The following is a 24,026-nucleotide window of genomic DNA, read 5'->3' on the forward strand; positions in this document are numbered from 1 at the left end:
GGGCTCGTTCGGCTGGCGTGTGGGTGGCTTGACATGCAACCCGAAGGTTGCATATTGAAGAGGTGTGGATGAGCAACGACCTGGACCCGGTGTTCAAGGCGCTCGCGGACCCGAGCCGTCGGCGGCTGCTGGATGCGCTGTTCGAGCGCAACGGACAGACGCTGGGGGAGCTGTGCGGGCAGCTGGACATGACGCGGCAGGCGGTGACGAAGCACCTGGTGCTGCTGGAGGAAGCGCAGCTCGTCGCCGTCGTGTGGCGGGGGCGGGAGAAGCTGCACTACCTGAACCCGGTGCCCATCCATGCCATCGCCGAGCGGTGGATTGGCAAGTTCGAGCGCCAGCGCCTCACCGCGCTCGGTGACCTCAAGAAGGCCCTGGAGGAGGACCACGATGCGTAGGCCCAGCTTTGTCTATGTGCTGTACATCGCCACGACGCCGGAGAAGCTCTGGAGCGCCCTCACCGACGGAACGCTCACCCGCGAGTACTGGGGCGGCCGTCAGGTGGAGTCCGACTGGAAGCCCGGCTCTCCGGTGTTGTGGCGCAAGCAGAACGGCCAGCACGACGCGGGGCGGGCCCGGGTGGTGGAGGCGACGCCGCCCCAGACGCTGGTGCTGGACTGGACGACGCAGCCGGAGGCGGGCGCGCCCGTGCCGCCGGCCACGCGCGTCACCTTCAGCATCCAGCCCGCGGGGCCGAAGAACGTGAAGCTCACCGTCATCCATGACGAATACGAGCCGGGGAGCGTCGTCGGGGAGGACGCCCGCCAGGGGTGGTCCGCCATCCTCTCAAGTCTCAAGACGTACCTGGAGACGGGCGAGGCGCTCGACATCTCCAAGCGCTTCGCCGCGGAAGGGCACTGACGCGCTGGCTCTCGTTGGGTTCGTCGGAGTCATGAGGTACACGGAGGCCATGACCTCCAGACTCTCCCGCTTCTTCGCCGTGTCCGTGGGGCTTCCCGCCCTGCTCAGCTGTGGGGCCCCTCCTTCCGGTGGTGAGCCCACCGCCTCCTCGCTGGTGTCGTCCCAGGCGCAGGCGCTGGCCGACAGCACGCCCGCCGCGACGGGCGTGCTGGCGTTCCTCAATGACAACTCCACCACGCTCAGCGTGCTGGACAACGATGTGCCGCTGAACGCGCTCGCCGCGCAGGGGCTGATTGCCTGGCGCGCGGGCCCCGACGGCATCGAGCACACCGGGGATGACCGCCGCTTCATCTCCATCGCCCAGGTGGACGCGGTGCCAAACGTGGGCCCGGCCGCGCTCGCGGACCTGGAGTGGTACGCCAAGGGCACCGGCCGCGTGACGGGATTGCCGCTGGATGCGCTGGTGGGCAACTTCGACGGCCATGACTTCACCGTGGCCGAGGCCCGCCGCGCGCTGAAGGCGGCCAACACCGAGAGCGGCCCCACCCTGGCCACCTACGGCATTCCGGCGCTCGCGGTGCAGGACATCCTGGCCGCGCGTCCGCTCTTCAATATGGTGAAGCTGTCGCGGTTGACTCACGTGGACTTCACCGCGCTCCAGCAGCTCAAGGCGGCGACGGCGCTGGCCCCCGAGGGAGACCCCTGCACCGGCGCGGGCACCTGCCAGCCCGGGCTCGTCTGCGAGGGCCGGCCGAATGACGGCTCCAGCAACTTCGGCCGCTGCATCAACACCGCGCCCATCCCCGGGGACGGTGACACCTGCTCCGTCTTCGCGCCGTGCCAGGCAAAGCTCGCCTGCCATGCCGTCCCGTCCGGCTATCCCGAAGGCTGGTGCCGGCCTGCATGGATGACGGGGGAGTTCACCCGCTACGCGGACGTGTCGCTGCCGTCCACCACCACGCCGGTGGAGTCCACCGTCGCCGTGGTGGGGCTGGCCACGGTGCCCGAGGACATCCTCGTGGAGCTGGACCTGGTGCACACCGCGCCCCACCGGCTGGTGCTGACGCTGGTGGACCCGGGCGGTGACTCCGCGCTGCTGTGGAACGGGCCGGCCGAGGGCACGCCCCCGTCGCTCATCTCCGTGACGCGGGGCATCTCTCGCGACGCCTCCATCAATGGGCGCTGGCTGCTGCGCGTCACCAACCCCTCGGGCGTGGGCAGCGGCACGCTGCGCTCGTGGAAGGTGAAGCTCAACAGCCGCTGGGACTGATTCGCGTCTCGGGAAGACACGGCACGGTGCCCCGCGTCGGGCGGCGGGCTCGTGGAATGAACATTCCTTCCACGCCCGTCCCCGCTGGGCGGGGCGGCCCGTCGCTTCCGTGCAGGGGCATCCACATCCTGGATGAGGTGGGTTCGCCGGTCCGGCTCCTGTGTGGGCCGGACCGGCGGCTCATGCAGGGAACAGCCTCCGGCCGAGCAAGAAGAAGAAGGCGATCCCGACGAGGACGATGGGGACGACGGTGAGAAGGGCTCTGCCGAGGCGGGCCCAGGTGAGCACCTGCTCGCGGAATGCGCGGCGCAACAGGGTGGCCGTCACCGGCAGGATGCAGAGCAGCGCGGTACCGAGCCCCGGCGCGTAACGTCCGAGCGCCAGCGTGGCGAGAAGGTGGGGGAAGACGACGTTGAGGAGCATCACCGCCGAGGCGGCGAAGAACGCGTCCAGCCAGCGTCCTCCGCGCCGGAGCGCCCTCCCCGTCAGCCAGTAGCCCGCGGCGGTGAGGACGACGAGGGTGAGGCGGAACTCCGCGGCTCCCACGGGAGGATGGAAGCCGCCCGCGTTCGCGGACCATCCGGGCAGCCAGATTGCCTCCTCCAGGTTGTGGAGGGTCAGGGCGACCGGGAAGAGCCAGAGGGCGCGGGAGGTGGAACTGCGTGGGGCGCTCTTCATGGGAACCCGTGGGCGACGTGAGGAAGGCAGTGTAGGGCCTCCCGCATCCCGGACCTGAATGCAGTCCACTTCACCGGCAACCCCGCCGTCATTTCGCCAGGCGAACCGGGCGGAGGTCGACCGGGTGTCGTTTCCCATATCTCGCCGGCCCGGCCCGGGTATCGCGCTGTAGATTGCGCTGGCAACCGGTTCAGGAGGACGCGATGGGCTGCTGCCACTACCACCCCGTTGGCGAGGGCTGCGACGGCGCCTTCACCGTGGACACGTCCCGGGTCACCTTCGGGCGCGGCTGTCTCGCGGAGCTCGGCGACCGAGCCCGGGCGCTGGGGATGAAGCGCGTGGCGCTGTTCTCCGACGCGCGCGTGGCGCGGCTGCCCTTCTTCGAGAAGGCCCGCCAGTCGCTGCTCGCCGCCGGGCTGGACGTGGTTGTCTTCACCGACGTGCACGTCGAGCCCACGGACAAGTCCTTCCTGGACGCGGCGCGCTTCGCGGCGGAGGTGAAGCCGGACGGCTACGTGTCGCTGGGCGGCGGCTCGGTCATCGACACGTGCAAGGCCGCCAACCTCTACGCCACGCACCCGGCGGATCTGCTCACGTACGTCAACGCGCCCGTGGGTGCGGGCAAGCCGGTGCCCGGCCCGCTCAAGCCGCACATCGCGTGCCCCACCACGTCGGGCACGGGCAGCGAGGTGACGGGCATCACCATCTTCGATCTGCTCTCCCTGGCCGCGAAGACGGGCATCGCGTCGCCCGCGCTGCGGCCCACGGAGGCGCTCATCGACCCGGACTGCACCGCGAGCCTGCCCGGTGAAGTCGTCGCCGCCAGCGGGCTGGACGTGCTCTCCCACGCGCTGGAGTCCTATACCGCGAGGCCCTACGTGCGCCGGCCCGCTCCCGCGCGGCCAAGCCTGCGGCCCATGAGCCAGGGCGCCAACCCGTGGAGCGACCTGGGCTGCCGCGAGGCGCTGCGCCTGATGGGCCTGTACCTGGAGCGCGCGGTGAAGGACGCCTCCGACGCCGAGGCCCGCGAGCAGACGATGTGGGCCGCGACGCTCGCTGGCATCGCCTTCGGCAACGCGGGCGTCCATGCGCCGCACGGCATGGCCTACGCGGTGGCCGGGCTGGTGCGTGACTTCCGTCCCTCCGGCTACCCCGACGACGAGCCCCTGGTGCCGCATGGCATGGCCGTCATCGTGAATGCGCCGTCCGTGTTCCGCTTCACGGCGGAGGTCAGCCCCGAGCGGCACCTGGAGGCCGCGCAGGGCCTGGGCGCGGACACGCGGGACGCCCGGCCGGAGGACGCGGGCGAGGTTCTCGCCCGGGAAATCATCCGCATCATGCGCGCGGTGGGCATGCCGAACGGGCTGGGCGGGGTCGGCTACACCGAGGCGGACGTCGCGGCCCTCACGGAGGGCGCCTTCCCCCAGCAGCGCCTGCTGCAGAATGCGCCGCGCGAGATGAGCCGGTCGGTGCTCACGGACCTGTTCCGGCAGGCGATGCGCTACTGGTAACCCACCGGGAGGAGGCCCCCGCCGTGTCCGAGGTCGAGTCCGACGAGCGCTACCGTTACTTCCTGCCCATCACCACGCGGTGGATGGACAACGACGTCTACGGCCACATCAACAACGTGACGTACTACAGCTACTTCGACACGGTCGCGAACCACTACCTCATCCACGAGGGTGGCCTGGACATCCACACCGCGTCCATCATCGGCCTGGTGGTGGAGTCGAAGTGCTCCTACCGCGCGCCGCTCGCGTACCCGGACCGGCTCCGCGCGGGGCTGCGCGTGGACAAGCTCGGCAACCGCTCCGTCACCTACGGCATCGGCATCTTCAAGGAGGGCGAGTCGCAGGCCGCCGCGCACGGGTACTTCGTGCACGTCTTCGTGGACCGTCAGACGCGCAAGGCGGTGGCCATGCCGGAGCGCCTGCGTGAGGCGCTCGCGCGCATCACCGTGGCCTAGGCAATCGACGTCCCGCGCGTCCCGCACTACAACCCAGCGGATGATGCGAACCGTCCTGTGTGTCTCCTGGCTCATCGCGGCGACCGCCTCCGCGCAAGGCGCTCCCGACGCGGGCTCGCGTGTGCCGCTCCAAGCCGTGGTGGACTCCCTGGTCCAGGAGGCCGCGCGCCTGTCGCCCGGCACCGATGTGGCCATCGCCGTGAAGGACCTGCGCACCGGGGAGTACGCGGGCGCGCACGACACGGTGCCGCACGTCTCCGCCAGCTCGGCCAAGGTGTTCTGGGTGGCCGCCGCGCTGAAGAAGGTCGACATGGCGAAGGTCGCCCCGCTCGCGGAGAAGGTCTTCCGCACCTCCGACAACGAGGCCACGGGGCTCGTCATCGACGCGGTGGGCGGGCCGGACGCCGTCAATGACTACCTGCGCTCGCTGGGCCTGCTGAACACCGCAATCACGAAGTGGAACTACGGCCGCCCCCGTCGCGCCACCAACTCGCCCCGGGCGCTCGACAATGACAACTACTTCTGCGCGGCCGACGCCGTGTCCTTCCTTCAGCGCCTGGACGGCGGCGAATTGCTGAAGCCGGGCCCTACCTCGCGGCTCCTCGGGTGGATGGAGTTGCCCCGGCGCGAAGGCTGCGGCGGGTGGCTCGGCACGCGGCTGCCGGCCCCGGTGAAGGCGACGCTGCGGCACAAGGCGGGCTGGCTGCCTCCGGGGTGCTGCTCGGATGACGCGCGCTACAACGTCCTCAACGAGGTCGGCCTCGTGCGGCTTCCGGACGGAGGCCGCTACGCCGTGGCGCTGCTCGCGGCGCACGGCCCGGACTGGCCGAAGCAGGCGTTCTTCATCGAGCGCGCCTCGTGTGTCCTCTACCGCGCCCTCTCCGGCGAGGCGTCACTGGACTGCGGCGAGGCGCTGGCGAAGCAGGGCGGGCCAGCGCCCGTCCCCGTGCCGGATGGGGGCACGTCACCCAACTACGACTGCGACTGAGCGGCCCAGGCCCAGGACGGGCAGGTGCTCCCAACGCGAGCACCCGCCCGAACCGACGAGGCGCTTCAGGCCGCCGTGACGTGCACCGGAGGACGGCGGGCCGCCCACGGGCGGGCCTCCTCCAACTGTCCGGCGAGGCGGAACAGCGTGGCCTCATCCGCGAAGCGGCCGGCGAACTGCACGCCGATGGGCAGGCCCTCCGCGTTCCAGTACAGCGGCACCGACATGGCCGGCTGGCCGGTGACGTTGAACACCGCGGAGAAGGGGCACAGGCTGAAGACGTACGCGTACCAGTCCTCGGGCGCCCGCGGCTCCATCGCGTTCATCACGCCGAGCTTGAACGGCGGCACCGCCACCGTGGGCGTCAGCAGCACGTCATGCTCCACGAAGAACGCGCCCACCGTGCGGGACACGACGTTGAACGTGGCGAGCGCCGCCTGGAGGTCCGACACCTTGAGGCCCGCGCCGAACCGTGCCACCTCCCACGTGGTGGTCTCCAGGTTCTCCGGCCCCGGCGTACGCCCCAGCATCGCCCCGAGCCCCTGCACCCAGTTGGCCAGCGCCGCCGCCCACACCGTCGTCATCGCGGAGTTCAGCAGCCGCGCGTCGTAGGTGGGGCCCGCCTCCACCACCTCATGGCCCAGCTCCACGCACAGTCGCGCCGCGTCCTCGACGGCGGCGACACAGTCGGCGCTCACCGGCACTCCCGAGACGGCTTTGCGTGACAGCGCGATGCGCAGGCGGCGCGGCTTGTGCTTCACCTCGTCCAGGAACGGCCGCTCCGGCGGGGGCGCGTAGTAGGGGTCGCCTGGCTCCGGCGCGCAGGTGGCGTCCATCATCGCCGCGCTGTCGCGCACGCTGCGCGACACCACGTGCTCCACGCCCATGCCGTTGAGGGCTTCGGCCACGTCCGGGCCGATGGAGATGCGGCCGCGCGTGGGCTTCATTCCGAAGAGGCCGCACAGGGACGCGGGGATGCGCAGCGAGCCGCCGCCGTCGTTGCCGTGCGCCACCGGGACGATGCCCGCCGCCACCGCCGCCGCGGAGCCGCCGCTGGAGCCACCCGGGCTGCGCTCCAGGTTCCACGGGTTGCGCGTGGGCCCGTGGAGGACGGGCTCGGTGGTGGCGTTGTTGCCGAACTCCGGCGTGTTGGTGCGGCCCACAGTCACCAGGCCCGCCCGCTTGAAGCGCGCCGCCAGCGCGCTGTCGTGGGGGAAGACCACGCCCTTGGCCAGCCGGCTGCCCAGGTCCGTGGGCACGCCCGCGGCATGGAGGACCAGGTCCTTGATGAGGAAGGGCACCCCGCGGAAGGGCCCCTCCGGCAGGCCCTGCTTCAGGAGGTTGCGCGCCTCGGCCTCTCGCACGTCGATGACCGCATTGAGGCGCGGGTTGACGCGCGCGATGGCGGCCAGCGCTGCCTGCAACAGCTCTTCGGGCGTTACTTCCTTGCGGCGAACCAGCTCCGCCAGGCCCACCGCGTCAAAGCGACTGTAGTCGTCCAGGTGCATGCGTCCTCGCAGGCGCGCCGGGGAAGGGGGCGCTCCGGAGCGCGAACACGAGGATACTCCTGGTTCTACCAGGCATGCGCCGCGGCCCCCGAACGACCTCCCGGAGGGCGAGCCGTCAGCCAGTGCACCGATTCGCGCGCGGCCTGCCGAATGCCGACCAGCCGCGTCCCCGGGGTTGTTAGACGAGAGTCCCCGCCCTTCATCCAGCGCATACCAGGAGCACGTCGGGGCCCATGAAGAACGACTCGGTCCAGGACATCTTCGCGGTGGGCGGCGAGATGGGGGCGCTGATGCGCTCCGTCGACTGGTCCCGCACCTCGCTCGGGGCGGTGGAGACGTGGCCCTCCAGCCTGCGCACCGCGCTGGGCCTGGTGCTCGGCGGCCGCTTCCCCATGCTCCTCTGGTGGGGCGACGAGCTCATCCAGCTCTACAACGACGCCTACCGTCCCATCCTGGGAGACAAGCATCCGCGTGCGCTGGGGGCGCCGGGCGCGCGGGTGTGGGCGGAAATCTGGCACATCATCGGGCCCCAGGCGGAGGGCATCCGCGCGGGGGGCCCGGCCACCTGGAACGAGCACCTGCTGCTGCCCATGCAGCGCAAGGGCTACGTGGAGGAGACGTACTTCACCTTCTCCTACAGCCCCGTGCCGGACGAGTCGGGCCAGGTGGGCGGCGTCCTCGTGACGTGCCAGGAGACGACGGCCCAGGTCCAGGACGAGCGCCAGCTGCGCGTCCTGCGGGATTTGGGGACCGCGCTCGCGGAGACGCGCTCCGCGGAGGAGGCCTGCGCGGTGGCCGCGCGCATCCTGGGCGGCAACACCGCGGACGTGCCCTTCTGCCGCCTGCTGCTCGCGGAGAAGGGCGGCACGGAGGCCCGGCAGGTGGCCGCCTCGGGCGTCTCCGGGGCTGACGACCCGGGCGCGCCCGAGCGTGTCTCCCTGTCGGAGGAAGGGCCGGGCAACGGGCCCTGGCCGCTCGCCGAGGTGGCGCGCACCGGGCAGCCCCTCGTCGTCCGGGGGCTCGCGCCGGCTCCGGAGCCGGAAGGTGGTCTCGCGCCGCACTCGGCCGTCTGCCTCCCGCTGTCGCGCCCGGGGCAGCCCCACGTGGATGGCTTCCTCGTGTGTGGCGCCAACCCGCGGCGTGGGCTCGACGAGCGCTACCTGGGCTTCTTCCGGCTCGCGGCCGACCAGGTGGTGACAGCCATCGCCAACGCGCGCGCGTGGCAGGAGGAGCGCCAGCGCGCCGAGGCCCTCGCCGAGGCGGACCGCGCGAAGACGCTCTTCTTCAGCAACGTCTCCCACGAGTTCCGCACGCCGCTGACGCTCATGCTGGGGCCGCTGGATGACAGCCTCGAGGACACGCGGCACCCGCTGCCCGCGCCACAGCGCGAGCGCATGGAGTTGGTCCGCCGCAACGGCCTTCGCCTGCAGAAGCTGGTCAACAGCCTGCTCGACTTCGCGCGAATCGAGGCGGGGCGGGCCCAGGCCACCTTCGTCCCGACGGACCTCTCCGTGCTCACCGCGGACCTGGCCAGCTCGTTCCGCTCGGCCATGGAAGTGGCGGGGCTGGAGTTCGTCGTGGACTGCCCGCCGCTGCCGGAGCCCGTCCACGTCGACCCTTCCGCCTGGGAGAAGGTCGTCCTCAACCTCCTCTCCAACGCCTTCAAGCACACGCTGGAGGGCATGGTCCGCGTGTGCCTGCGGTGGCTGGGAGACCGGGTGGAGCTGGCCGTGCAGGACACCGGCACCGGCATCCCCGCCGAGGAGCTGCCGCGCGTCTTCGAGCGCTTCCACCGGGTGCGGGGCGCGCTGGGGCGCAGCCACGAGGGCTCCGGCATCGGCCTGGCGCTGGTGCAGGAGTTGGTGAAGCTGCATGGCGGCACCGTGGGCGTGCGCAGCACCCTGGGCCAGGGCACCACCTTCACGGTGGTGCTGCCCGCGGGCACCGCGCACCTGCCCACGGCGGAGCACGCGGAAGGGGCGCGTCCCTTCGTCTCCACCGGCGCCGCGGCCTTCCTCGTGGAGGCCACCCAGTGGAGCAGCATCCCCGCGCCCGCCGCCGCGCAGGACGGTGCGCCCGGAGACGGGGTGCCGTCGGCGCTCCAGTCGGGTGCGCGCATCCTGGTGGCGGACGACAACGCGGACATGCGCGGCTACCTCGTGCGGCTGCTCTCCGCGCACTGGCACGTGGAGGCCGTGGGGGACGGCGTGCAGGCCCTGGCCGCGGCGCGCGCGCGTCCGCCCGACCTGGTCCTCTCCGACGTGATGATGCCGAGGCTCGATGGGCTGGGCCTCTTGCGCGAGTTGCGCGCGGACGAGCGCACCCGCACCACGCCGGTGGTGCTCCTGTCCGCCCGGGCCGGCGAGGAGGCGACGGTGGACGCGCTGACGTCCGGCGCGGACGACTACCTCGTCAAGCCGTTCTCCGCCAACGAGCTGCTCGCCCGCGTCAACGGGCAGCTCGCCCTGGCCCGCCAGCGCCAGGAGGCGCTCGCCGCCGAGCGCGCGCACGTGGAGGAGGCGACCCGGCTGCTCCGCGAGGCGGAGCGTGCCACGCGCTCGCGCGAGGAGATGCTCGCCGTCGTCAGTCATGACCTGCGCACGCCCCTCACCTCCGTCTTCGCGGCGGTGGAGTTGCTGGAGCGCGCGCACGGACATGACGGGCGCGACTCGCCGGTGCGCAAGCACGCCGCCGCCATCCGGCGCGCGGCCGGGCGCATGCGCCGGCTCATCGGCGACCTGCTGGACCTGGCGAGCATCGACTCCGGGACGCTGTCGTTGGACCGGCAGCCGCACTCGCCCGAGGACCTGGTGCGCGAGGCTCGCGAGGCCTTCGAGCCGCTGGCATTGGAGAGGGGGCTCGTCTTCACCACCAGCGTGGAGCCCCGGCTGTCGGCGCTGACGTGTGACAGGGAGCGCGTCTTCCAGGCGCTCTCCAACCTGCTGGCCAACGCCTTCAAGTTCACCCCCGAGGGCGGCCGCGTGGCGCTGCGGGTCTCCGCGGACGGGGAGGGCGGGGTGTGCTTCGTGGTGGAGGACACCGGCGCGGGCATTCCCGCCGACCTGCTGCCCCGCGTCTTCGAGCGCCACTGGCACACGACACAGAAGGGACGCGAGGGCCATGGCCTCGGTCTGCCCATTGCCCAGGGCATCGTCGAGGCGCATGGCGGACGCATCCGGGTGGAGAGCACGCCGGGGCAGGGGAGCCGCTTCTTCTTCCGGCTCCCGGCGGCGGCGCAACCGGAGCGCCTCCAGCAGCGGCGGGCCGCGGGCGCCGGTGTTCCGCGGCTGTCGGGCGAGGAGTTCCTGCAAGGCGGCGGCGAGGTCGGCGAGCTGATGCGCTCCACCGACTGGGGAAGGACGGCGTCGGGGCCCGTGTCCTCCTGGCCCCAGAGCCTCCGGACCGCCCTCAGCATGATGCTCCCGTCGCGGTTCGCGATGGTCGTCGCGTGGGGGCCGGAGTTCCGCTTCTTCTACAACGACCACTACCGGCCCATCATCGGCAACAAGCACCCGGCCGCGCTGGGCGCGCCGGCCCGGGATGTCTTCCCCGAGTCGTGGGCCGTCGTGGGTCCCCTGTTCGAGCGGACGCGGCGGGGCGAGTCCGTCGGCCTGGAGGACCTGCTCATTCCGCTGGACCGGAACGGCTACCTCGAGAACTGCTGGTTCACGATTGCGTACAGCCCCATCCGCGACGAGTCCGGTGGCGTCGGGGGCATGCTCGCGGTGGTGGCCGAGACGACGGAGCGCGTGGAGGCGGAGCGGCGGCTCGCGACGCTGCGCGCGCTGGCGCGGCAGGTGTCCGACGCGCGGACCGTGGATGGGGCGCTCGAGGTCGCCGCGGCCATCTGCTCCAAGAATCCCACCGACGTCCCGTTCGCGCTGCTGTACCTCAACGAGGCGGACGGGCGGAGCGCGCGGCTCGCCGCCTGTGCCGGACTCTCTCCGGGACAGTCAGGCGCCCCCACCGAGGTCGACCTGAGGGAGCCCGGCGAGGAGACGGGCTGGCCGCTCGCGCGGGCGCTGCGGACGCGGCAACTGCAGGTCGTGACGGACGTGCTCCCTCGCTTCGGCACGCTGCCGGGCGGCACGTGCCCCGAGCCCGCGCAGTCCGCCGTGGTGCTGCCGCTGGTGAAGGCGGGAACGGACACGGCCCACGGCTTCCTGGTGGCCGGCGTCAGCCCGAGGCGGGCGCTCGACGAGCGGTACCGCGCCTTCTTCGAGCTGGTGAGCGAGCACGTGACGGCGGCCATCGCGAACGCGACGGCGTACGAAGACGAGCGTCGCCGGGCCTCGGCGCTGGCGGAGCTGGACCGGGCGAAGACGGCCTTCTTCTCCAACCTCAGCCACGAGTTCCGCACGCCGCTGACGCTGCTGCTGGGGCCGGTGGAGGATGCGCGCACGGACGCGTCGAAGCCGCTCACGGGCGAGCGGCTGGAGATGATTTGGCGCAACGTCCTGCGCCTGTCGAAGATGGTGAACAGCCTGCTCGACTTCTCCCGCCTGGAGGCGGGACGCGCGCAGGCGATGCTCGTCCCCACCGACCTGGCCGCCTTCACCGCGAGCCTGGCGGGCGCCTTCCTGCCGGCCGCGGAGCACGCCGGACTGCGGCTGCGCATGGACTGCCCGCCGCTGCCCGAGCCCGTCCCGGTGGACCCGGAGATGTGGGAGAAGGTCGTGTTCAACCTGCTCTCCAACGCGGTGAAGTACACGCATCAGGGAGAGATTCACGTGTCGCTGCGCTGGGAGGACGCGCACGCCGTGCTCGCCGTGAGGGACACCGGCGTGGGCATCCCCGAGGATGCGCTCCCGCGCCTCTTCGAGCGCTTCTACCGGGTGCGCACCACGCGCGGGCGCAGCCACGAGGGCACGGGCATCGGCCTGTCGCTGGTGCGCGAGTTGGTGAAGCTGCACGGCGGCACCGTGACGGTGGCGAGCCGGATGGGCGAGGGCAGCACCTTCACCGTGCGCCTCCCCGTCACCCAGGTGCAACGGTCCGGCGAGCGCGTCGCGTCCGCGGTGCTGCTCCCCGTCGCCGCCGAGGCCGCGCCCTTCGTCGAGGAGGCGAGGCACTGGTCGCTGTCCACCGGGGTGACGTCCGACGTGTCGCCGACGGCTCACGAGGTTCTATCCGGGGAGCGCTCGGTGCTGGCGGGCGCGCGCATCCTGGTGGCGGACGACAACGCGGACCTGCGCACGTACGTCACCGGGTTGCTGCGGCAGGATGGCTCATGGGTGGAGGCGGTGGGGGACGGGAGCGCGGCGCTGGCGCGGGCGCGCGAGTGGCGGCCGGACCTCATCCTCTCCGACGTGATGATGCCGGGGCTGGACGGGCTGGCGCTGGTGCGCGAGCTGCGGGCGGAGGCGCGCACGCGGACGCTGCCCATCATCCTGCTGTCCGCGCGCGTGGGCGAGGACGCGACGGTGGAGGGGCTGGAGGCGGGGGCGGACGACTACCTGGTGAAGCCCTTCAGCGCGCGGGAGCTGCGGGCCAGGGTGCGCTCCGCGCTGGAGTTGTCGCGGGTGCGACAGGAGGTGGCGGCCCACGAGGCGCTGGAGGCGTCCCTCCGGGAGGCGGTGCGGGCCCGGGACGAGTTCCTCTCCGCCGCGAGCCATGAGTTGAAGACGCCGTTGGCTGCGTTCCGGTTGAACCTGGAGCTCATCGACAAGGGGCTCAGCCCGGAGTCGCGCGCGCACGTCGCGGAGAAGCTGGTGGCCGCGGGCCGCCAGGTGCGGCGGCTGCACGTGCTGCTGGAGCGGATGCTCGACGTGACGCTCATCACCACCGGCCGGTTCCAGTTGTCCCTGGGCGAGACGGACCTGGGGGCGCTGGTGCTGGACACGGTGGCGCACGTTCGCGACGAGCTGAAGCGCGCGGGGATACCGCTGGAGGTCCAGGCGGAGCGCGGGCTGCTCGGCCACGTGGACCCGGCGCGGTTGGGGCAGGTGCTCACGGGGCTCCTGCAGAACGCGGCGGCTTACGGGCAGGGCAGGGCCGTGGAGGTGCACCTCGACAGGCACGGGGACACGGCGCGACTGGGCGTCGTGGACCACGGCATGGGCATCCGGCCCGAAGACCGCGCGCGCATCTTCGAGCGCTTCGAGCGGGCCGTGTCCACGCGGCATCACAGTGGACTGGGATTGGGATTGTGGACGGCCCGGATCATCGTGGAGGCGCACGGCGGCACCATCTCCGTGGAGGACACTCCGGGCGGTGGGGCGACGTTCATCGTGGAGCTGCCGCTCCGGGTGGCAACTGCAGACATCCTGGCGGCGAGAGCGCACACCTCGGGATGACGGCCCGTCGCCCTGGCGGCCTCGATGGCGAGCGTCAAGGCGCGGTCCGTCTCACGGGCCGCGAGATTCTGCCGTGCCAGCACCCACGCTCGCTCCGCGTCGGCGCCGGGGCCCAGGTAGAACTCCGCGGCGTGGTCGGCGAATGCCAGCGGATGACGGGCCAGCAGCGACTCGTAGTGCTGGCGTGCCCGCGAAATCTCGCGCCGGCCGCGCTCCAGCTCGCCCGTCCTGACGTACAACTCCCCGAGGAGCGCGAGCGCCTCGGGCTCGCGGCTCGAGGCGACGACGCCTTCGAGCCGCGCCATCGCGGACGACAGGTCACCACGTGCGGCTTCTAGCTCGGCGAGGTGGATGTTCGCCGTGGCGAACTCGGGGAGGTGGGACAGCGCCCGTGCATACATCGCCTCGCCACGCGCCGGGTCTCCCCCCTGCTCGGCCCACATGGTGCCGCGCGCGAAGTAGACCCAGGCGTACGGAAACGGTGACGTGGTGTCGAGGCCGGCGAGCGCTGCGTCATACAGGCGGTCCGCCTCGGCGAAGCGGCCGAGCGCCGCGTAGGCGCCCGCGAGCGCGCTGCGCGAAGCGAAGCCCGGATGGCGGGCCACCTCGGCCTCGAGCTGCGCCACCACCTCGCCCGCGTGTCCGGTCGCGACGAGAACCGAGGCACGCAGGGCCCGGCTCTCCTCGACGGAGGCACCGGCGCGCTCGGCCGCGGCGACGTCGGCGAGCGCCTCCGCGAACCGGTGCGCCGCCGAGCGTACCCGCGCGCGCTGCAAGAGCTCGCGGCCCGTCCCGAATCGTCCTTCCGCGAGGGCGCTCGCGCGGTCCAACGCTTCGTAGTCACCCAGGAAGCGCGCTCGGACCAGCAGCAACTCCTCGACTCCTGCCTCGTCACGTTGCGAGGCAATCCGGCCATCGAGGTTCGCGACCGCGACCGCACTCCTCGTCGTGATGTATTGGGGCGCCGCGACCTTCACGGGGCTCGCACCGCTGCATGCCATGAGCATGGCCGCGCACACGGCTGCCCATGCTTCGTGCCGTCTCATGGGGCCGCCAGGAACGGGAACTCGGCCGTCGAGTGGACGTGGTCGTCCTCGCTGACGCCGTCGTCGACACCGGAGGTCCTGCCCAGCGTCAGCAGCGACCTGAACACGTCGTTCGCGTCTTGAAGGGGCGTCCTGCCGCCGCAGTCGCCGCCCGGAGCGCCCGGAGTCTCCAGTGCGGTGAGCTCGACAGCCAGGAACCGCGTGCACACAGTCGACCGGCTGTCGACCCAGAGCCTGTCGTCGGCAAGCACCTTCGCGAGGGGCTGATACCTCATGGCGGGCGCAGCCTGAGGATTGGCGAGCCACTGGTTCCCACACTGCCGGTCGAGCCCGTCGTAGAGCCCGAGGGTGAGCTGGATATCAGCCGTGAACCGAGGCCAATCCGAAGGGGGCGCGTGGTTGTATTCCTCCTTTCGCCGGTCACTCACGTCGTCGGGGGCGAGCGGACCTATCAGCGCGTTCGCCGTCAACGGCCGGCCGATGCGGTCGACGGGGGCCCCGAGCCGTGGACGCGGCGGGAGTCCTTCCCGCGGGCCCGGGTTGTGTGCCGCACACCCAGACAGCATGGAGAAGAGAGACATCGCGAGAATCGAACAGGCGCGCGTGTGCATGGGCTGTCTCATGGCTTGTAGATGGCTCCCCACACCGCGAGCAGCCTGCCGCCCGTGTCGACGACGTCGAGGTCGACCGAGACCACGAGGGACGCCGACTGCCAGCCCACCAGGAAGTTCTTCGCCGGGCCGCCAGCGGTGTGTCGCCAACGGTCGAAGATGGCCTGCGAAGTCGCTTCGTCGAATTGGGGGCAACCCGCCGCATCCACGGCCGCTCCGCCCTGGAGCGCGGCCGCCGCGACGTTCAGGGCCTCCCGGGTCCCCTTGACGTTGTTGAAGAAGGGGTCGTCACGCAGCCCGGCGAACACCCGGAACCGCCGGTTGCGTCCTTCGAGACCGGCCGCCTTGCTTGCATCGCCGCGCGCATGGTCGGCGTCACCGGCCCAGCACTCGGCCGTGTTCGCGGCGTCGAAGTGGCACACGATTTCCGTGGTGGCGGTGGTCTCGCCGAAGCGCGAGCCGCTGCCGACGTGGAAGACGTATTGCAGGCGATCCGAGAACTGATGGGCGACGACCGTCATCGCCAGATTCAGGCGCTGCCCGTCGGGTGACATCCACGCGAACAGGTCGGCGATGTCGGCCGCGGGGTCCGCGATGACGGTGGGGGTGTCGAGGTGGTCCGACGCATGGGCCGCGCCGGTTGCCAGGGTGAACACAAGGCCGGCGGCGGCCCGCATGGCGCGCCGCCGGTTTTCGAGTCGAAGTCGCTGCACTCAGGGTCTCCAGTCGTCGCGGTCTCGCCGCGAAGTGGAATGACCGTAGGACCCGAGGGCACCGAGCGACTTGGTAGATATTGCTGCGAACCCGGACGGCGTGACTACTTCCGCAGCCGCATCTTCAGCAGTGGCACAATTTCGAATAAAACGTGCTGGCCTCCAGTGACTCGGGGAGCGTGGTGTTCGGCCGGAGTCTTCGCGGCCCGCCCTCTTCGCCCTCACCTCTTCAGCTGTCAGTGTGGAGCCGGGTGGTAGGGTTTGCCGCTCATGCGAACCCTTCGTGCGCTCTGGCTCCTGGTGTTTGCCGTGTTGTGGCAGGGCTGCTCCACCGTCCAGCCTTCCATGCAGCGGGCCTGGGACGAGGCGGAGGTGGAGTGCCACGCGCCCGATGACGACCAGTGCGTCACGCTGCTGTGCCTGGGTGCTGCCTGTGGCTTCTACCGCTGCGGGGACCTACCCGGTGAGGTCGAGCTGGCGCGGTTCCCGCCTTCGCGCCCACCAGCGGCGGCTGCGGCTCCGGGCATGGGGCCCCAGAGAAACTGGGGAGGTGCGCAGAACCTGCCCAAGGGCGCCGTCATGGTGTTCCCCAACTGGAACGGCGCTCAGGACCGGGTCATCCCTCCTTCACGCCAGCTCACGCCGGGACGCTGGGAGAAGCACCACATCTTTCCCCAGGCTGACGAGCTCGCGAGGTGGTTCGTGCAGCGGGGCGTCAAGATTCACGACTACACCATGCCCATCCCGCGCGAGCTTCACAGGCGGATTCACGACGGCGCACGTGGAGGTCCGTGGAACAGCGCATGGCGACAGTTCAAGAGGCAGAATGAACTCGCGACCCCCATGGAGATCTACAAGCACGCGGGGGAGCTGATTCACCGCTTCGAGCTTATCGGTGGTCCCATCCAGCCCTATTATTCCCGCCCGGGAACGTGAGGACCGATGGCTCGGTTTTTTGAGTTGCTACAGGACGAAGCAGTGGTTCGAGAGCGCTATAGCGGGGAGTTCGACGCTGCGCACAAGTGGGGGTTGCCCGGAGCGAACTGCCACACCTGCGGAGCCATATGGGGAGTTGCCGGGCACCAGTATCCCGCCGTGGACCTGTCGCAACTGCCGGAGCGAAAGGAGTTCGAGGAAGCAAGGCCCGAGCCCTTCTCCGAGTTCGCGCGACTGCGAGAGCTGGTGCGCCCTCTTGCGCCCCCCAATTCCTGGCTGCCTCCGGGGACGACTTTTGGCCCGCTGGTGGGCCGTGCCTTCGGGAAGTTCGGTCCGTTCACGTCACAGGGAAACATCACGTGGCTCGTGCTTCGGGAGGCGCTGGAACGCCTCCAGGCGGAAGGCGTGCGTGGGCTGGTGGGCTGCCGGACGGAGCTGAGATTCCGGACGAAGACCCCGCCAGACGTGTTGGAGCTGCAGATCGAGCCATGGGGCCGGCTCCACCCGGACTGCATTCCCCCGGATGTTCCTCCACCGTGCCCCACCTGTGGTCGTCACGGCTTCCGGCTGCCAGATGAACCCATCCTGGACACGGCATCCCTCCCCACGGAGCTGGACCTGTTCCGGGTGGGCAACTTCTCCACGGTGATTGTCGGCACCGAGCGGTTCATGGAGACGGTGCGCCGCCTGGAGCTGGACGGCATCACCTTCCGCGAGCTGCCGACGCGTTAGTCGGCGGCCCGCCACCCATGAACGAAGCGGCGGGCCCGAAAAGCGACTACTTCCGCAGCCGCACCTTCAGCAGCGGCCGCAGCGACGGGCGCTCCGTGCCGTCCACGGCGATGGGGGTAATCGAGATCTCCCCCTGCTCCAGCGCGGTGGTATCCGCGCCCGCTTCCGTCTCCGCGGCGCACGCGGTGGAGAGCCCGCAGATGGGCCCCTGCGAGACATAGGTGTCCACCGTGTTCGGAATGGGCAGGTACGTCGGGCGCACCACCTCCGCGTGGCCGACGAACGTCACGCTCGGCCCGTCCACCTGCGACGCGTCGAACTTGCCCTCCTCGTTCAACACCACCGGGTAGTTCACGTTGAGGGCAATCCGGTCCGGCAGCAGGCGCCCGTCCCGGTCCGCCGTGTCACGAAGCTGCTCGGCCAGGTCCTTCACATACGCCGCCACCGTCGGCGCCGCCGCCAGCGTCTGGGAGAACCCCGTCCCCGAGTCCGCCAGGTTGAGCCCGATGCTCACCGCGATGGACGGAACCCCTTCCTCCGCCCCCGCCACCGCCGCGCCCACCGTGCCCGAGTGATTCACCGCGCGGCCCACGTTCTGCCCGTAGTTGATGCCCGAAATCACCAGGTCTGGCTTCTGCGCGGCGAACACCACGGACAGCCCGAAGAGCACCGAGTCCGCCGGCGTCCCCGTCAGCGCCCACGATGTCCCCGTCCCCGTTCCACAGGGGAACGTCCCGCGCGTCGTCCGCATCACCACGTTGAGCGTGAGCGCGCCGCTGCTGCCACTGCGGTCCGCCGACGGTGCCACCACCGTCACCTCATGGCCCGCGGCACACAGCGTGTCCCGCAGGATGCGCATCCCCGCGCCGTTGATGCCGTCGTCCGTCGTCAGGAGGATGCGCAGCGGGCGGCCCGGAGCGGGCGCCTTCTCCGTGTCATGGGCTTCGGAAGCGGCCTGGGCCTGCGTGCCCAGCCCGAGCACTGCCGCGGTGAGGAGCGAGAAGAATCGGTGGTTGTGCATGTGTCCCTCGTGCGAGCGCGACGAGGCCCCACGCAGGGCCCTCCCATGGGCCCTGAGTTCCCCCGTCAACGCTTCAACAAGAGAACGAGCCGAGCCGCGCCACGTCGCAGCCCGATGCACGGAAACATCAAAATTGTTCCATTGAACTGCACGCGTTTTACGGGCCTGGCGTGTCTTTCCATGCGCATTCCACTAAGAGGGTGGGTTCCGTTCGTCTCTCGGAGTGAGAAGGGAGTCTCGTCATGCCCGTGAAACACCGCCTGGCCAGCCATGGAGTGCTGGCCGCCCTGTCCTTCACCCTCGGCCTGGGCTGCGGCCCGGTGGAGGAGGAATCGTCCCTCCCCGTCGCCGCCCCGGAGCCCACCGCTGCCGCCACCCAGGCGCTCGCCGTCCCCGGCTTTGCGGAGCTGCACCACCACATGTTCGCGGAGGAGGCCTTCGGCGGCGGCTGGTTCCACGGCAGCCACCTGGGGACGCTCGCAAGCTGTGACGGCGGACTTCCGGAGAGCGACCACGCGCGGGTCCGCATGGACCTGAGCAACATGCTGGATTTGTGTCCCAACTCCGGCAGCGTGGACCTGAGCGGCGTGCCCATCCTCTCCGCGTTCTTCGGCATCGGCGGCGCGGTGGCCTCCGAGTACATCGGCAAGATTGAAGGCACCGAGGGCGACACCGGCATCCACCTGGGCCGCGCCACGGTGAACACGCAGTGGCCGCGCTGGGACACGATTGCGCATCAACAGTCGTGGCAGGGCTGGCTCAAGCAGGCGTACCAGGGCGGCATGTCCCTGGTGATGGTGTCGCTGGTCAGCAACGAGTTCCTCTGCAAGGCGCTGCCGTACGACAACATCAAGCGCCCGTGCGACGAGATGGCGGACGTGGAGCTGCAGCTCCAGATGGCGCGCACCTTCGACGCCAACAACGACTGGGTGGAGATTGCCCTGTCGCCCGCGCACGCGCGCACCATCATCAACTCCGGCCGGCTGGCGATGGTGCTCTCCATCGAGGCGAGCAAGCTGTTCGGCACGAAGGACTGGCGCACGGAGCTGGACCGCTTCTACGCGCTGGGCGTCCGCTCGCTCCAGCCGGTGCACCAGCTGGACAACCGCTTCGGCGGCGCGGCGCTGCACAACCCCATCTTCCAGGCGGCGCAGTTCCTGGAGAACTGCCACATCGACTACGACTGCGGCGTGACGACGGACACCTTCACGCTCGGCTTCGACGTGTACCGGGACGCCGCCGGCAACTGCCGCAACACCCGTGGCCTCACCGCGGACGGCAAGGCGCTGCTCCAGGCGATGATGTCCAAGGGCATGATCATCGACGTGGCGCACGTGTCCGAGAAGGGCCTGCAGGACGCCTATGCCGTGTCTCAGGCGAACGCGTACTACCCGCTGGTCATCTCTCACGGCCACTTCCGCGAGGTGATGAACCCCAAGCTGGCGGACGACGAGAAGACGACGCCCGCGTGGGCGGTGCGCTACGTGCGGCAGACGGGCGGCATGTTCGGCCTGCGCACCGCGCATGACGAGACGCGCGCGTACACGAAGTCCGGCGTGGCCAACAACTGCCAGGGCTCCACGCGCTCGCTGGCGCAGGCGTACGAGTTCGGCCGCCAGGGCCTCAAGGTCCCCATGGCCTTCGGCGCGGACCTCAACGGCTTCATCCAGCAGACGCGGCCGCGCTTCGGTGACAACGGCGCGTGCTCGGCGGGCTTCAAGGCGGAGGCGGACGCGCAGTCCCGTCAGCAGACGCTGGGCGGCCCGGCGCGCCTGGGCACCGGCTTCGACGAGTTCGGCCTCGCGCACGTGGGCATGCTGCCGGACCTCCTGAAGGACCTGGGCCGCGTGGGCGCCAACACCACCGCGCTGTCCGGTTCGTCGGAGTCCTTCCTGCGCACCTGGGAGCGCGCGTCCGGCACGCGCACCGGCATGGCGGACGCGGCGGCGGACATCGACACCACCGGCGTCGCCCCGTACGTGGACAAGGCCACCCGCGAGGCGGCGTACCCCGTGCTGTGCGGTGAGCACTACTCGCCGCAGTCCAAGGACCTGGGCCAGGCGTGCCGCTTCGACCAGGAGTGCGTCAACAACACCTGTAGCTCCGGCGACTGTGGCTCCGTCGGCATCTGCACCTGCAACAACGACGCGGAATGCGGCACCGGCCGGTACTGCGGCTACGCCCTCAACGAGGGGAAGTGCCAGAACAAGAAGGCGAAGGGCGCCTCCTGTCTGTACGGCCGGGAGTGCCTGTCCGGCTCGTGCAGCTGGCTGTCCTGCCGCTGAAGCTCCGCGCTCGAACCCTGGCCGGCCCACGAGGCCGGCCAGGGCCTCTCGCGCAGGCGACGCGCCGCGCTGTGTTCGCGGGGCGCCTGTCCGGCGTCGGGGCGTCCTGATGGTCGTTGCGCGGCGCAGTCATGGGGGGTAGGGAAACCACGCCCCATGTCAGCGACTGCTCAACTGCTGGAAGCCGTCCGGAAGGAAGCAAAGCCGGGCATCTGGTCCAATGGCGTCAACCTCGCGCGCTCGGGAGCCGTGGTGCTCCAGTCGCAGAAGGCGGGCGAGCTGGAGTTGAGGGTGCGGGCGAAGGGCCGCCCCGTTGCCCTCACGGTGGTCCTCTACCCGAACGACGACGCCTGGGAGTGTGACTGCCCCAGCCTGGTGGACCCGTGCGAGCACGTCGTCGCGGCGGCCATCTCCATCCAGCAGGCGGAGAAGCAGGAGACGCCGCTGGAGACGGCGGCGGCCCGCTGGTCGCGCGTCGTGTACCACTTCACCCGCGCGGACGGCGGGCTGGAGCTGCGCCGGGCGCTCGCGCACGCGGACGGACGTGAGGAGCCCCTGGAGGGGAGCCTGACATCGCTGGTGGCTCAGCCCGCGAAGGCGGCGACGCTGCAGGTGGAAAACGCGGACCTGCTCGCAGACCGCATCCTGGAGGCGCGCCGCACGCGCGGCACGCTGGCCCCGGAGACGCTGGAGGCCATCCTCAAGGTGCTGGAGAACGCGCGCAACGTGCTGCTCGACGGGCGCCCGGTGGCCGTGTCCGACGAGCCCGTCCTGCCCCGGGCCGTGGTGGAGGACCGGGCCCAGCAGATTGCCGTGACGGTGACGAAGGACCCGCGCGTGACGGAAGTCGTCAGCCCCGGCGTGGCGCTGTTCGGCGACGCGCTGGCCCGCCTGGGGGAGACGCAGATGACGGGCGCGTGGCTCCAGTCGCTGCCCATCGTCCGCACGTACTCGGTGGAGCAGGTGGGAGAGCTGACCGCGAAGATTCTCCCGGAACTGGGCCGCCGCATCCCCGTGGACATGCGCAGCCGGCGCCTGCCTCGGCTGGACCGCGAGCTTCGGCCGCGCGTCCTGCTGGAGCTGAACCAGCTGGAATCGGGCCTGTCCGTGCTGCCCACGCTCGTGTACGGCGCGCCGCCCGCGGTGCGCATCGACAACGGGCGCATGGTGTACCTGCGCGGCGCGGTGCCGCTGCGCGACGAGGCCGCGGAGCAGCGCCTCATCCACCAGCTTCGCGACGAGCTGAACCTGGTGCCGGGGCGCCGGCTGACGGTGCAGGGCCCGGAGATGGTGCGCTGGGCGGACAAGCTCCGCCGGTGGCGCGGAGACCTGGCCGGCGACGCGGCGGGACTGGTGAGCCCGAACGTGAAGCTCCGCCCGCAGCTCCAGGTGCAGTCCGGCGTCACCGGGCAGGGCGTCCCCGACGTGAGCTTCACGCTGGAGTTCCAGGTGGAGGGCGCGAAGGGAGAAGTCAAAGCCGTGGACGCGGCCGCCGTCATCCGCGCGTGGACGGAGGGACTGGGGCTGGTGCCGCTGGACGGTGGTGGCTGGGCGCCGCTGCCCCGGGCGTGGCTGGACAAGCACGGCCAGCGCGTGGCGGACCTGCTGGCCGCGCGACAGACGGACGGCAAGGTGTCCAACCATGCGCTGCCGGAGCTGACCGCGCTGTGCGAGACGCTGGAGCAGCCGCCTCCGCCGGGACTGGACAGGCTGGCGCCGCTCGTCTCCGGCTTCGAGAAGCTGCCGGCCCCGGTGCTGCCGCCGGAGCTCAACGCGACGCTGCGTCCCTATCAGCTCCAGGGCGTGAGCTGGCTGGGCTTCCTGCGCGGCGCGGGGCTGGGCGGCATCCTCGCGGACGACATGGGCCTCGGAAAGACGCTGCAGACGATTTGCGCGTTGGGGCCGGGCTCGCTCGTGGTGTGCCCCACCAGCGTGCTGCCGAACTGGGCCGCGGAGCTGAAGCGCTTCCGCCCGTCGCTCAAGGTCTGCGTGTACCACGGGCCCGGCCGCGCGCTGGACGCGGCCGCGGACATCACGCTCACCACGTACTCCATCATGCGCCTGGACGCGGCCGTGCTGGGCGCGCGCACCTGGGACTCGCTGGTGCTGGACGAGGCGCAGGCCATCAAGAACCCGGAGAGCCAGGTGGCGCGCGCGGCCTTCGGCCTCAAGGCGAACTTCCGGCTCGCGCTCAGCGGAACCCCGCTGGAGAACCGGCTGGAGGAGTTGTGGAGCCTGATGCACTTCACCAACCCGGGCCTGCTCGGAGGGCGGAGGCACTTCCAGGACAAGGTGTCGCAGCCCATCTCGGAAGGGCGCACCGACGCCGCGGAGGGCTTGCGCCGGAAGATTCGTCCCTTCGTCCTGCGGCGCCTCAAGCGCGACGTGGCGCCCGAGCTGCCGCCGCGCATCGAGTCGGTGATGCACGTGCAGCTGGATGAGCGCGAGCGCGCCGTCTACGACGCCATCATGGCCGCCACGCGCAAGGAAGTCGTGGCGCTGCTCAACGAGGGCGGCAGCGTGCTGAAGGCGCTGGAGGCGCTGCTCCGGCTGCGCCAGGCGGCCTGCCACCCGGCGCTCGTGCCGGGGCAGCGGGCCACTACGTCATCGAAGGTGGAGACGTTGGTGGACGCGCTCGAGACCGCGGTGTCGGAGGGCCACAAGGCGCTCGTCTTCTCGCAGTGGACGTCGATGCTGGACCTCATCGAGCCGCAGCTCAAGGCGACGGGCATCACCTTCGAGCGGCTGGACGGCTCGACGCCCAACCGCGGTGAAATCACCACACGCTTCCAGTCCGACGGCGGCGCGCCGGTGCTGCTGATGTCGCTCAAGGCCGGTGGCACGGGCCTCAACCTCACGGCGGCGGACCACGTGTTCCTGGTGGACCCGTGGTGGAACCCGGCGGTGGAGGCCCAGGCGGCGGACCGCGCGCACCGCATCGGCCAGGAGCGGACGGTGATGGTGTACCGGCTCGTCTCACAGGGAACGGTGGAGGAGCGAATCCTGGGACTCCAGGAGAAGAAGCGCGCCATCTTCGAGGCGGCCCTGAGCGAGGCCTCCGCTGCGACGGCCATCACCCGTGAAGACCTGCTCGAGCTGTTCTCCTGAGGAGCGC

16 protein-coding genes and 1 pseudogene are annotated in these 24,026 nt (G+C 71.0%); 11 read left to right on the forward strand and 6 right to left on the reverse strand.

Annotated elements, in window-relative coordinates; translation table 11 throughout:
• Positions 1-68: 68 nt before the first annotated feature.
• From G4D86_RS27975 to G4D86_RS27985, 3 genes are read left to right on the forward strand one after another with little or no spacing between them, the layout of a single operon-like run.
• Positions 69-398, forward strand: a complete 330-nt coding sequence (locus G4D86_RS27975) for an ArsR/SmtB family transcription factor (protein WP_163997111.1) — start codon at positions 69-71, stop codon at positions 396-398.
• On the forward strand, positions 391-861 hold the full coding sequence (locus G4D86_RS27980; RefSeq protein ID WP_163997112.1) for an SRPBCC family protein: 471 nt from the start codon (positions 391-393) through the stop codon (positions 859-861). The genes G4D86_RS27975 and G4D86_RS27980 overlap by 8 nt, the downstream gene beginning before the upstream one ends.
• 49 nt (positions 862-910) lie before the next feature.
• Complete coding sequence (locus tag G4D86_RS27985) at positions 911-2,131, forward strand: proprotein convertase P-domain-containing protein (RefSeq protein ID WP_163997113.1); 1,221 nt, start codon at positions 911-913, stop codon at positions 2,129-2,131.
• Positions 2,132-2,311: 180 nt separating this feature from the next.
• Here G4D86_RS27985 and G4D86_RS27990 read toward each other — a convergent pair whose 3' ends face one another.
• Positions 2,312-2,809, reverse strand: coding sequence for an HXXEE domain-containing protein (locus G4D86_RS27990; protein ID WP_163997114.1), 498 nt, complete (start codon positions 2,807-2,809; stop codon positions 2,312-2,314).
• Positions 2,810-3,012: 203 nt separating this feature from the next.
• Between G4D86_RS27990 and G4D86_RS27995 the strand changes: the two genes are divergently transcribed.
• The 3 genes from G4D86_RS27995 to G4D86_RS28005 are packed head-to-tail and all read left to right on the forward strand — an operon-like array spanning position 3,013 to position 5,763.
• Entirely contained in the window at positions 3,013-4,320 is a 1,308-nt protein-coding gene (locus G4D86_RS27995; protein WP_163997115.1) for a hydroxyacid-oxoacid transhydrogenase, read from the forward strand.
• 23 nt (positions 4,321-4,343) lie between these two features.
• Complete coding sequence (locus G4D86_RS28000; RefSeq protein WP_205519773.1) at positions 4,344-4,775, forward strand: acyl-CoA thioesterase; 432 nt, start codon at positions 4,344-4,346, stop codon at positions 4,773-4,775.
• Positions 4,776-4,815: 40 nt separating this feature from the next.
• Complete coding sequence (locus tag G4D86_RS28005; RefSeq protein WP_240360515.1) at positions 4,816-5,763, forward strand: serine hydrolase; 948 nt, start codon at positions 4,816-4,818, stop codon at positions 5,761-5,763.
• A 65-nt stretch (positions 5,764-5,828) separates the two neighbouring features.
• Here G4D86_RS28005 and G4D86_RS28010 read toward each other — a convergent pair whose 3' ends face one another.
• A complete protein-coding gene (locus G4D86_RS28010; protein ID WP_163997116.1) occupies positions 5,829-7,271 on the reverse strand; it encodes an amidase in 1,443 nt (480 codons plus the stop codon).
• Between the two features lie 233 nt (positions 7,272-7,504).
• On the opposite strand from G4D86_RS28010, the gene G4D86_RS28015 reads away from it, so the two are divergent.
• Complete coding sequence (locus G4D86_RS28015) at positions 7,505-13,567, forward strand: ATP-binding protein (RefSeq protein ID WP_240360516.1); 6,063 nt, start codon at positions 7,505-7,507, stop codon at positions 13,565-13,567.
• 251 nt (positions 13,568-13,818) lie between these two features.
• Here G4D86_RS28015 and G4D86_RS54170 read toward each other — a convergent pair.
• From G4D86_RS54170 to G4D86_RS28025, 3 genes and pseudogenes are all read right to left on the reverse strand, one after another.
• A pseudogene (locus G4D86_RS54170) lies at positions 13,819-14,613 on the reverse strand (tetratricopeptide repeat protein); the annotation flags it as partial.
• Positions 14,610-15,224, reverse strand: a complete 615-nt coding sequence (locus tag G4D86_RS28020; protein ID WP_163997117.1) for a hypothetical protein — start codon at positions 15,222-15,224, stop codon at positions 14,610-14,612. The pseudogene G4D86_RS54170 and the gene G4D86_RS28020, both read right to left, overlap by 4 nt.
• Before the next feature lie 8 nt (positions 15,225-15,232).
• Positions 15,233-15,937: a DUF4331 domain-containing protein gene (locus tag G4D86_RS28025; RefSeq protein WP_163997118.1), complete on the reverse strand. Its 705-nt coding sequence runs from the start codon at positions 15,935-15,937 to the stop codon at positions 15,233-15,235.
• Between the two features lie 270 nt (positions 15,938-16,207).
• Here G4D86_RS28025 and sitA6 point away from each other — a divergent pair, with 270 nt between their 5' ends.
• Positions 16,208-16,873, forward strand: coding sequence for a SitA6 family polymorphic toxin lipoprotein (gene sitA6, locus G4D86_RS28030; protein WP_163997119.1), 666 nt, complete (start codon positions 16,208-16,210; stop codon positions 16,871-16,873).
• 6 nt (positions 16,874-16,879) lie between these two features.
• Positions 16,880-17,605: a SitI6 family double-CXXCG motif immunity protein gene (gene sitI6 / locus G4D86_RS28035; protein ID WP_163997120.1), complete on the forward strand. Its 726-nt coding sequence runs from the start codon at positions 16,880-16,882 to the stop codon at positions 17,603-17,605.
• A gap of 46 nt (positions 17,606-17,651) precedes the next feature.
• On the opposite strand, the gene surE is transcribed toward sitI6, so the two are convergent.
• On the reverse strand, positions 17,652-18,626 hold the full coding sequence (gene surE, locus G4D86_RS28040) for a 5'/3'-nucleotidase SurE (RefSeq protein WP_163997121.1): 975 nt from the start codon (positions 18,624-18,626) through the stop codon (positions 17,652-17,654).
• Positions 18,627-18,868: 242 nt separating this feature from the next.
• On the opposite strand from surE, the gene G4D86_RS28045 reads away from it, so the two are divergent.
• Entirely contained in the window at positions 18,869-20,911 is a 2,043-nt protein-coding gene (locus G4D86_RS28045) for a membrane dipeptidase (protein WP_163997122.1), read from the forward strand.
• 156 nt (positions 20,912-21,067) lie between these two features.
• Positions 21,068-24,019: a DEAD/DEAH box helicase gene (locus G4D86_RS28050; protein WP_163997123.1), complete on the forward strand. Its 2,952-nt coding sequence runs from the start codon at positions 21,068-21,070 to the stop codon at positions 24,017-24,019.
• Positions 24,020-24,026: the final 7 nt, after the last annotated feature.

Source organism: Pyxidicoccus caerfyrddinensis, assembly GCF_010894405.1.
GTDB lineage: Bacteria > Myxococcota > Myxococcia > Myxococcales > Myxococcaceae > Myxococcus > Myxococcus caerfyrddinensis.